The organism is Pseudoxanthomonas mexicana (assembly GCF_001556105.1).
Classification (GTDB): Bacteria; Pseudomonadota; Gammaproteobacteria; order Xanthomonadales; family Xanthomonadaceae; genus Pseudoxanthomonas_A; species Pseudoxanthomonas_A mexicana_A.
This window is the reverse complement of the sequence record NZ_LSIF01000002.1, coordinates 37306-51579: the sequence shown is the minus strand read 5'-3', so window position 1 is coordinate 51579 and position 14274 is coordinate 37306. Positions and strand designations below refer to the sequence as shown.

Annotated in this window: 9 protein-coding genes; 3 read left to right on the top strand and 6 right to left on the bottom strand. The window is 63.1% G+C overall.

What is annotated here, in order from left to right; translation table 11 throughout:
* Positions 1 to 58 precede the first annotated feature (58 nt).
* From AX730_RS00255 to AX730_RS00245, 3 genes are read left to right on the top strand one after another with little or no spacing between them, the layout of a single operon-like run.
* A complete protein-coding gene (locus AX730_RS00255) occupies positions 59 to 1357 on the top strand; it encodes a TolC family protein (RefSeq protein ID WP_232310124.1) in 1299 nt (432 codons plus the stop codon).
* Positions 1354 to 2868 carry an efflux RND transporter periplasmic adaptor subunit gene (locus AX730_RS19450; RefSeq protein WP_054665516.1) on the top strand — a complete coding sequence of 505 codons (1515 nt, stop codon included), beginning with the start codon at positions 1354 to 1356 and terminating at the stop codon, positions 2866 to 2868. The genes AX730_RS00255 and AX730_RS19450 overlap by 4 nt, the downstream gene beginning before the upstream one ends.
* Positions 2865 to 6005, top strand: a complete 3141-nt coding sequence (locus AX730_RS00245) for an efflux RND transporter permease subunit (RefSeq protein WP_005413407.1) — start codon at positions 2865 to 2867, stop codon at positions 6003 to 6005. The genes AX730_RS19450 and AX730_RS00245 overlap by 4 nt, the downstream gene beginning before the upstream one ends.
* Before the next feature lie 104 nt (positions 6006 to 6109).
* Here the strand turns inward: AX730_RS00245 and AX730_RS00240 are convergent, their stop codons facing one another.
* From AX730_RS00240 to AX730_RS00215, 6 genes are all read right to left on the bottom strand, one after another.
* Positions 6110 to 6940 carry a DUF4198 domain-containing protein gene (locus AX730_RS00240; RefSeq protein ID WP_062350291.1) on the bottom strand — a complete coding sequence of 277 codons (831 nt, stop codon included), beginning with the start codon at positions 6938 to 6940 and terminating at the stop codon, positions 6110 to 6112.
* 26 nt (positions 6941 to 6966) lie between these two features.
* Positions 6967 to 10005 (bottom strand): TonB-dependent receptor, encoded by a 3039-nt coding sequence (locus AX730_RS00235; RefSeq protein WP_081420135.1) that lies wholly within the window; start codon positions 10003 to 10005, stop codon positions 6967 to 6969.
* A gap of 98 nt (positions 10006 to 10103) precedes the next feature.
* The gene (locus AX730_RS00230) at positions 10104 to 11045 is read right to left on the bottom strand and encodes a FecR family protein (RefSeq protein WP_054665510.1); all 942 of its coding nucleotides are present in this window, start codon (positions 11043 to 11045) and stop codon (positions 10104 to 10106) included.
* Positions 11042 to 11605: an RNA polymerase sigma factor gene (locus AX730_RS00225; RefSeq protein WP_052756062.1), complete on the bottom strand. Its 564-nt coding sequence runs from the start codon at positions 11603 to 11605 to the stop codon at positions 11042 to 11044. The genes AX730_RS00230 and AX730_RS00225 overlap by 4 nt, the downstream gene beginning before the upstream one ends.
* A gap of 115 nt (positions 11606 to 11720) precedes the next feature.
* The gene (locus AX730_RS00220) at positions 11721 to 13547 is read right to left on the bottom strand and encodes a PepSY domain-containing protein (RefSeq protein WP_062350288.1); all 1827 of its coding nucleotides are present in this window, start codon (positions 13545 to 13547) and stop codon (positions 11721 to 11723) included.
* Positions 13544 to 14233 carry a PepSY domain-containing protein gene (locus AX730_RS00215; RefSeq protein ID WP_054668670.1) on the bottom strand — a complete coding sequence of 230 codons (690 nt, stop codon included), beginning with the start codon at positions 14231 to 14233 and terminating at the stop codon, positions 13544 to 13546. Before AX730_RS00215 ends, AX730_RS00220 begins: the two co-directional genes overlap by 4 nt.
* Positions 14234 to 14274 lie beyond the last annotated feature (41 nt).

The window sequence follows — 14274 nt, the reverse complement described above, 5'->3', positions numbered from 1 at the left end:
GCTCGTGCTGCATGCGTTGCAGCGCGCTCGTTGTCCTTTGTCCGGAGGTCTTATGGAGATGTCTTTCTTCTTGCGTGCAAGGCGCAGGATGGCGTGTGGATTCGCGCTTGCCCTGGCGCTCAGTGGTCCTGTGGTGGCAGCACCGCCCGCTATCCCGATCAGCTACACAGAAGCCCTACAGCGGGCGCTTGCTAATGCCCCTACCCTGCAGGCGCGCCGATCCCAGATCGATGCCAGTACCGAAGAAGCCGCGCGTGCTGGCGCGCTGCCCGACCCACGTTTGATCGTGGGGCTGGCGAACTGGCCCGTCAGTGGACCCGATGCCTTCAGCCTGCGGGCCGATGAGATGACCACCCAGCAAGTCGGTCTGATGCAGGAGTTTCCTGCGCGTGCGAAACGACGTGCCGAGCACGCGCTGGCGCAAGCGACGCTGGCGCAAGCGCGCTCACTGTCGATGGCCGAACAGCAGATGGTGGCCCAAGCGGCCGCGCTGGCCTGGATCGAGCTGTGGAGTACGCAGCAAGCCGTAGATGCGTTGGAAGGATTGCGCGAGCCGGCACGCATAGCCGAGCGTGCGGCGCGTGCTCGCTTGGCAGGTGGCACGGCCGGGGCCAGTGACGTGCTTGCCGCCCAGGCCGCCCTACTGCAGTTGGACAATCGCCTGGAGCAGGTACATGCGGAGCACGCCGCCGCGCAGGCCGGCCTGGCGCGTTGGTTGGGTATTGCACCAGAGGCGATCTTGGCCAGTGGTGTGGCACCGGATTTTTCGCAGTTGCCATTGGAGCCCACCCAACTGCTGGCCAAACTGGACCAGCACACGCCACTACTGGGCTGGGAGGCACGCCAGAGCTTAGCCCAGGCCCAGGTGGATGCGGCCGTGGCCGAAACCCGCCCGGATTGGAGTGTGGAGCTCACCTACGGACGTCGCGAGCGCGCACCCGACGGCATGGCGCGCAGCGACATGCTTATGGTGGAAGTGGGTGTGGGCCTGCCGCTGTTCCAGAAGAACCGCCAAGCACGAGGCATCGCGGCACGGCGGGCCGAGCTGGAGGCGGTGTCCGCAGAGCGCGATGAGGCCCGACGCATCCAAGCCGAGTCGGTGCAACGCGCGATAGCGCGATGGCGCGGGTTAACCGGCCAGTTGGAGCGTCAGAACACGCAGAGCCTGCCTTTGGCGCGCGATCGCGCACGCACGGCGTTGGCCGCCTACGGCGCCGGTGCCGACCTGCAGCCGTGGCTGGAAGCGCGGCGCGATGAGATCGAATTGCAACTGGAGAACGCCCGTCTGCTGGGCGAACAGGGCCGTGCCTGGGCGGCACTGGCCTATCTGCTGCCCCATGAGGAGAACACGCCATGAGCCCGACCAAAACGCGTCTCACACAGCTCGCCGTGGCCCTCGGGTTGCTGGCGCTCGGCTTTGCCGGCGGCTACGCCTGGATGACTCGAACCTCTGATACCACCCCGCCCACCGGCACGAGCGGCGCAGATCAAGCACGCAAGGTGCTGTACTGGTACGACCCCATGGCGCCGGAGCAGCGATTCGACAAGCCGGGCAAATCTCCGTTCATGGATATGGAGTTGCTGCCCAAATACGCAGATGAGGCCATAGGGGGCGGAACGCAGATCGATCCGCGCCTGCAGCAGAACGTGGGCATACGCACTCAGGAAGTGACGGTAGAGTCACTAGGTACCGCCGTACGCGTGCCGGGTACACTGACGTGGGATCTGACCCAGGAAACCGTGGTCAGTGCGCGCATGGAAGGCTTGATCACCCACGTGCAGGTAAAGGCGCCGTTTACCGAGGTTCGTCGTGGTCAAGCGCTGGCCACCGTGCAGGCCCCGGCATGGAACGCGGCCATCGCCGAAGCACATGCCCTGAGCCAAGCTCAGTCCGCGGGCGCGCGTGAGCTGCAGGGTGCGGCGCAACAACGGTTGCGTTCGTTGGGTGTTCCTTCTGGCGCCTCGGCCAGAAGTGGCGTCGTGCTTGGCGCAGACCACAGTGGTGTCGTGACCGAGATCCTGGCACGCGAGGGACAGACGGTGATGCCCGGTACGCCACTGTTCAAGATCAATGGGCTGGACACGTTGTGGCTGGAGGCCTCGGTACCCCAGGCAGCGCTGGGCACCTTGCGGCCGGGGACCTCAGTGCAGGCCACGGTCAGTGCCTGGCCGGCAGAGCGCTTTGCCGGACAGATCCAGGCGTTGCTTCCCCAGGTCGACATGGCTAGTCGCACGCAGCGGGCGCGAATTGTGCTGCGCAACCCGCAGCGTCGGCTGGTGCCGGGCATGTTCGCCGAGGTTCTGGTGCAGCCCGACGCCGAGCAGGCCCTGCCAGTCGTTCCCACGGAGGCGCTGATCGCCACCGGGCGGGACAGCCGGGTCATCGTGCAGGATCCGGACGGGAGCTTCCGGCCAGTGCGGGTGAGTGTGGGACGTAGCGTGCAAGGGCGCACGCAGATCGTGGCAGGCTTGGTCGGTGGTGAACGCGTGGTCGTCTCGGGTCAGTTCTTGCTCGACTCCGAAGCCAGTCTCTCCGGTGCGTTGGAGCGCCTGGGTGCTGCACAACCGACACGCCCTGCCAGCGCATCAGGTGTGCACGAGCGCCATGACGCCGGGCACGAACCACGCACTGTCGTGCCGTCACCGTCCAGACAGCCGGCGCCTGTCGCGCCAGACACCTCCACCTCTACGCCGCCGCGCTGCCCGGTGCAGTACTGGTATGACCCGATGGTGCCGGAGAAGCATTTCGACAAGCCGGGCAAGTCACCGTTCATGGATATGCAGTTGGTACCCAAGTTCGGCCCCGCCGCAGCCGCTGATTGCCAGGCAAGCGAGGTCATGTCCGAAGCGATGGAGGGCACACCATGATCGCGCGCCTGATCCATGCTTGCATCGCCAATCGCGTGCTGGTGCTGGTTGCCGCCGCGCTGCTGGCGGTGGTCGGTATCTGGTCGGTAAAGAACACGCCGCTGGATGCGCTGCCGGACCTGTCCGATACCCAGGTCATCATCCGCACGCAATGGGCGGGGCAAACCCCGCGCATCATCGAAGACCAGGTCACCTACCCGTTGGCCACCACGATGTTGTCCGTGCCGGGCGTGAAGGCGGTACGCGGCTTCTCCTTCTTCGGTGATTCATTCGTCTACATCCTGTTTGACGATGCCACTGATCTTTACTGGGCGCGCTCTCGAGTGCTCGAGTACTTGAGCCAGGTACGCGATCGACTTCCGCCGAATGTGAATCCGGCGCTGGGTCCTGATGCGACAGGACTGGGCTGGATCTACCAGTACGCCTTGGTGGATCGGACAGGTCAACGTGATGTGGGGCAGCTGCGTGCGTTGCAGGACTGGTTTCTTCGTTATGAGCTAAAAACCGTGCCGGACGTGGCTGAAGTAGCCAGTGTGGGCGGTGCGGTGCGCGCCTGGCAGATCCAGCCCGATCCGCAGGCGTTGGCGGCCCGTGGACTGACGGTGGCCGAGCTCATCGAGGCGGTGGATGCGGCCAACGGCGCTACCGGGGGCTCGGTGATCGAACAAGGCGAAGCCGAACTGATGGTGCGCAGCGAAGGCTACCTGCGCACACAGGAGGCGTTCGAACAGGTGCCGGTAACCGGCAACGACGGCATCCCCGTCCTGCTCGGCGAGGTGGCCACGATCAGTCGCGGGCCGGTCTTCCGTCGTGGTATCGCAGAGTTGGATGGTCAAGGTGAGGTGGCCGGCGGCGTGATCGTCCTGCGGACCGGCAAGGATGCCTTGGGGGCCATTCGGAACGTCAAAGCGCGACTGCAGGCGTTGCAATCCAGCTTGCCCGAGGGCGTGGAAGTGGTGCCGGTGTACGACCGCTCCGAGCTGATCCAGGATGCGGTACGCAACCTCACCCACAAGCTTGGCGAAGAGTTTCTGGTCGTAGCGCTGGTATGCCTGCTGTTCCTGTGGCACCTACGCTCGGCGTTGGTGGCCGTCATCACCCTGCCTTTGGGTATCCTGGCGGCCTTCATCGTGATGCACGCCCAGGGGATCTCCGCCAACTTGCTGTCATTAGGCGGCATCGCCATCGCCATTGGTGCGATGGTCGATGCAGCGGTGGTGATGATCGAAAATGCACACAAGCATCTGGAGCACTGGCGGGAGGCGCACGGCCGGGAACCTCAGGGTGAGGAGCGCTGGCAGCTGATGGCCCGCTCGGCGGCCGAGGTCGGACCGGCCCTGTTCGCCAGCTTGCTGGTCATCACCCTGTCTTTCGTGCCGGTTTTTGCCCTGCAGGCGCAGGAAGGGCGATTGTTCTCGCCTCTGGCCTACACCAAGACCTACGCGATGGCCGCCGCAGCAGGGTTGTCGGTGACCTTGATCCCCGTCTTGATGGGCTACCTGATCCGCGGCCGCATCCGCCCGGAACAGCAGAACCCCATCAATCGCATCCTGATCGCTGGCTATCGGCCCATCCTGCTGTGGGTCCTCAAACATCCCGGTGTCACCTTGCTGCTCAGCGGCCTGCTGCTAGTGCTCACCTTGATCCCCTTTAGCCGGTTGGGCAGTGAGTTCATGCCGCCCTTGGAAGAAGGCAGCCTGTTGTACATGCCCACGGCCCTGCCCGGCCTGTCCGCCGACAAGGCCCGTCAGTTGCTCCAGCTCTCGGGCCGGATGATCAAGACCGTACCGGAGGTTGAGCACGTGTTCGGCAAGGCGGGCCGTGCCGAAAGTGCGACCGATCCGGCACCGATCGAAATGTTTGAGACCACCGTGACCTTCAAGCCGCGGGATCAATGGCGCCCGGGCATGACCCCCCAGAAGCTACGCCAGGAGTTGGACGCAGCGGTCAAGATTCCCGGTCTGACCAACCTATGGGTCCCGCCCATTCGCAATCGCATCGATATGTTGGCCACCGGCATCAAGAGCCCGATTGGGATCAAGGTCTCCGGACCCGATGTGGAGCAGATCGAGCGCCTGAGCCAGCAGATCGAGCAGGTGGCCAAGACTGTGCCCGGCGTGAGTTCGGCACTGGCCGAACGCGTCACGGGTGGGCGCTATGTCGATGTACAGGTGCGCCCGGAAATCGCTGCACGTTACGGATTCACTCAAGGCCAACTCCAGCAACTGATTGCCACGGTCGTTGGCGGTGATCCAATCGGGGAAACGATCGAGGGGCGCGAACGCTATCCCATCGTCTTGCGCTACCCCCGTGGCCAGCGTGACTCGTTGCAGGCCTTGCAGGATCTGCCGCTGATCGCGCCAGGCGGTGTGCAACTGACCTTGAGCCAGGTGGCGGAGCTGTCAATCAGCCCAGGCCCGCCGATGCTCAAGAGCGATAACGGCCGGTTGGTGGGCTACATCTACGTGGATGTGGCCGATCGCGACTTGGGATCGGTGGTCCAGGACCTGCAAGCCGCGGTGCAGACCCAGGTGAGTTTGCCTGCCGGCTATGGTCTGGCGTGGTCGGGGCAGTACGAGTATCTGCAACGGGCTTTGGCACGCCTGCAATGGGTGGTGCCCGCGGCGTTGGCGATCATCTTCCTGGTCATCTGGATGGTGTTTCGCCGGCTTAGCGATGTATCCATCATCCTGCTCAGCTTGCCCTTGGCGTTGGTGGGCGGTTTCTGGTTGATCTGGGGGCTGGGCCATGCGATTTCGGTGGCCAGCATGATCGGATTCATCGCCCTGGGCGGCGTTGCGGCTGAGTTCGGCGTCATCATGCTGCTGTACCTGCGTCATGCCTGGGAGCAGCGCTTGGCCAGCGGTGCGCCGGAAGATGTGTCTACCCTGCAAGAGGCTATCTACGAAGGCGCCGTGCAACGGGTGCGCCCGAAGGCGATGACGGTAGCCGTCATCCTGGCCGGGTTGTTTCCGCTTTTCGTCGGTGCCGGTGCCGGCTCGGAGGTCATGCAACGTATCGCCGCGCCGATGCTGGGTGGCATGCTCACCGCACCGGTGCTCTCTATGGTGGTGATTCCCGCAGCGTTCTATCTAGTGCGGCGACGTGGATTGCGCGCGGCGCGGGGCGACCAATGAGAGACAGACTGAGCACTTGAGGTAAGTCCCCACAAAAAGACGCCAGTCATGGAAGAAGTCATGACTGGCGTCAAAGGGGAGAGTACCGCCTACATGCTTACTTATCAGTGCCCGGCGTGCGGGGAAATCTCAAAGCTCAGCGACGCCCGATCCGACACAAAATCCAAACCCTTTTGTGTAGAGGGCACCATGTGATTGGTGTGGATGTACCAGGTCTTGGCGGTGGTCACCTGGAAACTGGCTTGGCCTTGGGCATCGGTGCGCAGGAGCGTAGCGCTACCGTGCCCACCCTTGACCGGTGCGTCAGCACGATGACCGACGTACACGCGTAGGTTGGGCACTGGCGTGCCCTGCTGCAGCACCTGGAACGACAGCTGTTCGCCGACCTTCACGCTTCCAGGATTGCGGGCCAAGCGGATCTCCAGCGGATAGCCCAGCGAGGCAGCGAAATCGTCGGTCAGTTTTGTGCCCACCTGTCCAATAGCACGAGCATGCTTGGTATAGCTATAGGTGACCCCTTTGGGAAACTTGCTCGCATCATAGGTGGCCAGGGTATCGGGCAAGTCTTCCAACTCCAGGTACTTGCCGAACTCGCTGGCCGTACGCGTGCTGGTGGAGGCCATCGTCGAGACCCCCAGCAGATAGGTGCCCTCGCCCGCCGGATGCACGGTGAGCTGGCTCTGCTTGCCGACCTCTTTCCAACTGGCCAAGTCCGGTGCAGCCTTAGCGCCGCCCTGACTCAGCGAAACGTCCTGTAGACGCGCTCGGGTGACTGCACCTGCACTTTCATCGAAGGTGCCATTGTTCACCAACACTGTGTTCGCCTCGCCCGCTGCGGTGCCGGGCTTGGAAAACGCGACAAACAGGTCGTGCGCGCCGGCGCTGCCGGCCACCGCGAACAGCAGTAGTGCGGCGGATAGTTGCGTGTTTCTCATGATGTGTAGCTCCTTGGGATCGTGGCTTACCAGTGGTAACCAAAGCGGACATTCCAGCGACGACCCAGCAAGTCGTACGTCATGGTGTCGGTGTTGGCGTTGGGGTTGTTCTGCACGAACGGCGCCTTCTTATCGAGCACGTTTTCAACGCCGGCGGAGATGTCCCATTTCTTCTTGATGCCGTAGCTCAGTTGCAGGTTGTGGTACACCACGCTGGACACATGCGAGCCGATCGTTCCGGGCACGGCGATGATGTCGTCCGCACTGCCGATGTACTGCGCCGAATAGACGCCAGTCCAACGGTTCTTGCCCATGCGCAGTGAGCCCAAGCCACGCCACTGGGTGTAGCTACCCAAGCCGCTGGTGATCTTGCCGGCGTACTCAATGGTGGTGGCACCGGCGAAGGGAGTGACGTCGTAACGCTCCAGATACGAGGCGTCCAGACTCGCGCTGGCCTGCCAGCCGGCCACATCGAACTGATACAGCACGCCGATATCAACACCTTCGGATTCCTCGCTGGCCGCATTGACCTGCTGGGACGAGAGGTAGTTGACCTCACCGGTGACCGAATCACGGGTGAAGTTGGCCGGTGAGCAGAACGGATGGGCCAAGTTCGGTGTGGTGTAGCACGCACGCAGCTTGACCGAGCCTTCAATGCTACGGATCGCATTCTCGATGCGGATACGGTAGTAATCGGCCGTGAGCGTCAGCCCCGGCGCAAACCCTGGGGTCCACACAAAGCCTGCCGTGAAGGTCCGCGCATCTTCAGGCTTGAGGTCGGGATTGCCGCCGGTCGTGGTGAGGATGGTGTTGCCCAACTGACGAAAGTTGGTCGGCACGCCCGCGGCTTGGCAGTTGGCCCGAATGACCGAGTCGGCCGGTAACGTGCTCCAGTTGCTGCACGGATCCAGCGTAGTCAAGCTGCCTTGGCCGATGCCACCGAACAACTCCGGAATGCTGGGGATGCGAAAAGCCGTGGCGTAGTTGAGACGGATCTTGAGAGGTTCGGCCACCTGCCAATCCAACCCCACCTTGTAGTTGGTGTCGCTGCCGAACAGGTCGTAGTCCGAATAGCGGCCGGCCAGGTTCAAGGTGGCGTAGTCCACCAGCGGAATGTCCTGCAACAGCGGGACGGCGAACTCGACAAACGCTTCCTTGGCCGAGTACTCGCCTTCGATCGGATCTTGACGCACGATGTTGGCGCTGCCGTTGACCACCAGCGGGTCCGGATACAGCCAACCGCGTTCCTTGCGAAACTCCACGCCCGAGGCGAAGGCGACGCTGCCGGCGGGCAGATCGAACAGGGCGCCGGAAATGGTGCCGCTAAAGCCCTGCTGGCTGTTGCCACCCGAGCCACGCTGGGTAAACAGAATGTAGTCCAGCACTTCAGGCGTCAGATTGCCGTAGCCCAGATAGTTGCCGCAAGGAATGGCCGCGCCCGGGGTGTTGCTGCACAGGCTGGTATTGAGAGTGTTTTCCACCCGGTCCAGGTTGGCAATGTTGGTCGAGCTGTCGGTGGCCGAATTGCGCCCCCAGTTCAACGCCACATTCCATGCCCAGTTATCGCCCCACTGCCCTTCCAGCCCTAGCACGGTGCGGAACGTATCGACCTCCTGCTCGGTGATGCGCGCCCCGGCTTCTTCGAGACGCCGACGTTCCAGGGTCAGGTTCTGGCCGGTGGGATTGGTGGGATTGGTGGCGGCGATCCGGATGGTGCGATACACCCCCAAGGTGTTGGGCGAAGCGCGCTGATTGGACTGGCGATTGGTCGCCATCAGTTCCGTGAACAGACGGGTGTTCTCGGTCAGGTCGAATTGACCAAAGCCACTCAAGCCCACTCGCTTGATCGGGCTGACCGCATTGAGCAACAAGTTGTAGTTGTAATTGTGCTTGGCCGGATCATAGAGCTCGTAGGAGCGTGGATCCCCGTTGGGGTCCTGGTTGAAGTTGACCACGCGACCATCGGCCAGCCGGGCTCGCCCACCGATGGTGGACGAGTTGCCCACGCACTGCAGGGTGCCGGCCACCACACCCAACGGACACGGTGCCCGCGAAGCCATGGTGATCGTGCCGCTTTCGGCATAGGTCAGGGCACCCGACATTGAGCTGCGCTCGCCGATGGTACCGAAGGCCAGGTTGAAGGAGCCGATCTCGCCATCGCCCTGGAAAGTCTGACCATAGCGGGTGGATAGCTCCACGCCATCCATTTCTTTGCGCGTGATGATGTTCACCACACCGGCCACGGCATCGGCGCCGTAGATCGCCGATGCGCCGTCCTTCAGGATCTCGATGCGATCAACCAGGGCCAAGGGCACCACGTTCAGATCCACCGAATTGTTGGCGCCGGTACCACCGTTGACCACGCGTCGGCCGTTGAGCAGTACCAAGGTGCGGTTGACGCCCAAGCCACGCAGGTTGATCTGGGTGGTGCCGTTACCGTTACCCGTCCAGAAGTTGTTGGATTGCGAGCCGGCTGCACCGGCCGATGCAGGCAAGCGCTGCAGCAGCGTCTCGACCGAGACGGCACCGGAGCTCTGGATGGTCTCGGCATCAATGACCGTGGTGGGGCCCACTCCAGACATCTGGGCGCGTTTGATGTGACTGCCGGTCACCTGGACCGCATCAAAGGTGGTGGGTGAAGCGGCCGACGGCGTTGAGGCGTCGGCGCCGCCGGAGAGGGAGGCGCTATAGGAGGCATCGGGACCGGCTTGCCCTACACCGGAGGTCGGTGCGTTGCGCGTAGGCGTCGGCGTGTTGGCACCTTCTCGCACGATCGCCAGCGCGCCGCTTTGATCGCGCTTGACCGTCAGTCCGGTTCCGGCGAGCAGGCGGTTCAGCGCTGCATCCTGGGACATGTCCCCACGCGCGCCTGCGGTGCGTCGATCACGAACATCTTCGCTCAAGTAGACCAGACGAACACCCGATTGCCGGGCATAGGCTTCCAGCGCGACTTTCAGATCCCCTTCTGGAATATCAAAACTGCTCGTTTGTGCAGCGGCGGAGGCCGCGATGACCAGACCACACATGACAGCCAACGCTGTCCTCGCCACTTTCGTACGTGCCATGCATTTTCCCCAGGTCGGCGCGAATCGGCCTGATATCTGTGACGAGAGGACGGCACGCTTCCGGTATGAAATATTTCAGATTGATGTCTGCTGGCGTCTCAGTGCGGTTGGGACACGCGAATCTGATCACCCTGCGTCTCCACGCGCAGGTTGAAGCCGGTGGCCAGCAGACGTGCGAAGGCATCCACACCTGTGGCATCGAAACTGCCGCCCACACGCATGTGGGCCGTTTCCGGATCCATCAGTACCAACTGCTTATCGTTGTAGCGATTGAACTGGGCCGCCACATCCGCCAACGTGGTTTGATCGAACTCCAGGGTGCCATGGCGCCAGCTCAAGGACCGGCGCACCTTGTCCTGGGCGTTGACCGCCACCAGCGTGCCCGCCGGCTTGCTATACAGCAGCCCCCCGCCCTGCACGATCACCGGCGGCCGTCCCGGTTTGGCCACCAGCGGCTCAACGCGCACCTTGCCTTCCAGCACGGCCACTTCCAGGCGTTCGCGTTCCTGCCTGACCGAGAACTTTGTTCCCAATACCACGACACGATGCTCGCCGGCGTGGATGACGAACGGGTGCGCGGGATCGGGCTTCACATCAAAAAATGCCTCGCCCTTGTCCAGCCACACGTGGCGCAGCGAGGGGTCCACCTGCGCGCGCAGCTGCGTGTGCGTGTTGAGCTCCAGGCGGGAACCGTCCGACAGGGCGATCACCTCCCGGCCGCCAACCTCGGTGCTGTAGCGCGTGCCAGGGCCCCACCCCGTGAGGGTGAACAGCACCGCCAGCATGGCAACACTGGCGGCAATGGCCCAGCGCATCGGCTCTCGCCAACGGTGTATGCGTGGCGGCTGCACGGCGCGTACCGCCGCCAACCGGTCTGCGCGCGTCCACACCGACTTCAAACGAAGCCAGGCCACACGATGGGCGGTGTCCTGTTCCAGCCAGGCTTGCAGCTGCATCTGGTCCTGTGCAGTCCATTGCGGGGACTCGGCACGGTTGATCCATTGCGCCGCGACCTGTTCGATGTCCTTGTGTGGGCTCATGGCTGCGAACGTTCCTTGTTGAAGCGCCGTGACGGACGCTGAATCTTGCCGGTACCGCCGAGCATGAAGTCGGCCAAGGCCCGCATGCCCAACAGGGTCTGACGCTCCACCGTATCTTCGGCGATCCCTAACCGTCCGGCCACTTCGCGCTGGGATAGGCCGTAGATCTTGCGAAGTTCCACGATCTGTCGACATTTGTGGGGCAGTTTCTGCAAGCCTTGCTGCAAGCGGCGCAGTTCATCACGAGCGCCTAAGTGTCGCTCCGGCGTGACCTCATCGCTTTGCATGACCGCCTGCTCCACATCGGCCATCGCTTCAATAGATACGATGCGAGAGCGGCGAATACGATCGATGAGCAGGTTACGTACGGTGGTCATGACAAAGGGCTTGGTCTGCGCGGGCAAGCCCCGTCGCGCGGCTTCATAGATGCGTGCGTAAGCCTCCTGCCTAAGATCAGGAATCTCGCTGTCCTCATGTCCATGCCGGCGCAGGAAGGCATGGATCAAGCCTTCCAGGGGCAGGACATGGGATATGAACCACTCATCCAGCGCCGTGGTCACCGGGGTACTCGCTGATTCATCAGGCAGGCTCAAGCACGTCCAATCACTGGGACGAGTGCATGGGAAAAATCCGGTACGCCTCACCCCGCCGGCACGTTCGGCCGGCGGGACTGCCTCAGATCTTGAAGTCGTCGAAGGCCACCTGGCTGTCGGGTACACCCAGCCGAGTCAGCAGCTCGCGTGTGGCCTTAAGCATGGCTGGCGGTCCGCACAGGTAGAACTCGCAATCGGCCAAAGCCTGATGAGCCTTGAGCAGGCGGTCATGCGCTACCTCATGCACCAGGCCCCGCAATAGCGCATCGTCGTTCTGCGCTTCATCCGACAGCACCAAGTGCCAGCTGAAGTTGTCGTGCTGTTGGGCCAGGCGCTCCATCTCCTCGATGTAGGGCGCTTCCTTGAGACTGCGCGCCCCATACCAGAAGTGGATCCGCTCAACGCCCTGCCCCGCCAACAGCGTCCGAATCATCGCGCGCAGCGGGGCCATGCCAGCGCCGCCGCCGATGAACACTTTCTCCCGTCCGTGAGGCTTGAGCGCAAAGTCGCCGAAGGGGCCGCTGAAGCAGACCCGATCCCCGGGCGAGAGCGTATACAGGTAGGTCGAGCCCCTGCCAGGAGGATGGCGTTTCTTGTCCGATCGTCCAGGACTGAAGCGGGCCAGCAAGGTCAGTCGCCCCTGTGCCTGATCGACAGGCAAAGCAAGCGAATACGCCCGACGGACCGGTTCGCGGTTGACCAACTTCTCGGGCAGGTCCACGCCCGCCCACTCCTGATGGTGGTGCTCGGGCCGCACGAGCTTGTTCACCGGTACCTCGTAGTTGGGCACATGCACCTGCAAATAAGCGCCAGGTTGATATTCAGGACCGGGGGCCTCGTCGGGCTTGAGCACGATCTCGCGCAGGAAAGGCGTCACCGCCGTGACCTGTTCCACGGTGGCGCCATACTCGGTCCACAGGCTGGCCCCGCCAGCCACCTCGACATCGGTATCTTCCGTCACGGCCAAGTTGCAGGCCAGGCGATAGCCCATCTTGACCTTGCTGGCACCCAAGTGGGCGCGATCGGCCGCGGTAGCTTTGGGCGCCACGCCGCGGAAGCGCACCTCGCACAGACCACAGCTCTGCCCTCCTCCACAGTTGGAAGGCAGTTGCACGCCCTCGCGTGCCAGCGAGACGTAGACGTTGTCGCCTGCCGACGCTCGTACGGTGCGCAGCCGTGTCCCATCCGGACCGAATACCGACAACTCGCGGGCCGGACGCCAGCGGCGCGGCACGAACTCGCTCCAATGGAAGCTGGCAAACAGCAGCCAGATGCCGGTCAGGGCCAACCACAGACCGCCGATTGCGGCCGTGACCACCAGCGGGTTGTTGAAGTTCTTGCGCCCGGTGTAGTCCATGATGTGCAACATCCAGAACACATCGAACAGACGCCAGGTCTTGTTGCGGTGGTAGAGCACTTCGCCCGTCTGGGCAGACAGGTACACCGTGGTGTCCTGACCATCGTCGGTATCCACGCGCCACAGCCGCCCTTCGTGATCGCGCACCTCACCACTCCACTCCAACAGGCGCGGCGCTTTCAGGGTCCCAGGTCCGGTGTAGGAAGCTTGGGCCAGGCGCGTGGCCCAGGCCGAATCCAAGGAGATCGGCTGGCCCGTAACGGCGTTGGCCAAGGTGATACCTTGCGCATCGGCCAATTGGTACACCGGCGTGTCCAACAGCCAGCCCGAACTCACGCGGCTGATTTTCTTGTTGCCACCCAGAAAGCTGGCCGGCGAGCGGGCATTGGCAGGCCACTCATGGGCCGCATGCTCGTGGGCCTGGAACTCATGGCCCTGTACCTGCTCGTGGTCCAGCCAGCTCATCATCACGCCACTGGCCATCCAAAGCAGCAACTGCAGGCCGATGATCAAGCCGACCCATTTGTGCAGCGTTCTCATCCAGGGCGTCATGCTGCGGCCCTCCTGCGAAAGCTGTAGAACAGCAACCAAGCACCACTGAGCACGAACACCAAGCCAACCGCCGAGGCCACGCGCAACAAGGTGTTGTTGACGTCCGAACGGGCCTCGTAGTCCATGATGTGGAACATCCACAGGAAATCGAACCAGCGCCACAGGCTGTGCCGCCGCGCCAGTAACTCGCCGCTGTAGGGCGAGAAATACAGGGTGGTTTCACCGGCATCGGCGTAGTGCACCGCCCACATGGGAACCGGGCGGGTGGCCACTTCTTGCGGCGCCTGGGTAACCCACTCGACCCGAGCTACGGGTGCCTGGCCTTGATAGACATCTTTTGCCAAGGCGATCGCCATCTGCTGATCACCTGGGGAGAGCACCTCCCCCGTCGTGGCGTCCAGCAAGTACACCTGATCGCGGGCATGGATCTCATAGACATCCCGCTCTAGCAGGCGCTTGAGCTTGACCTGGGTCATGCCCGGGTAGCGGCGTTGCAGTTCCTCACCTGACAAGTGTGTGGGTGCTACCAGCGGTTGCTGATGCGCATGGGCCAGGTGATCGCCATGGATGATGTCCAGGGAAATGACCGTCATGTAAACGCCGCTGATCATCCACAGCAGCGCTTGCACGCCGATGATCAGGCCAATCCATTTGTGGGCCTTACGCGCCCAGAAAGCCGATTTCATAGTGATCTCGTTCGACAGGAAGACGACACCTGCCCCCGTCA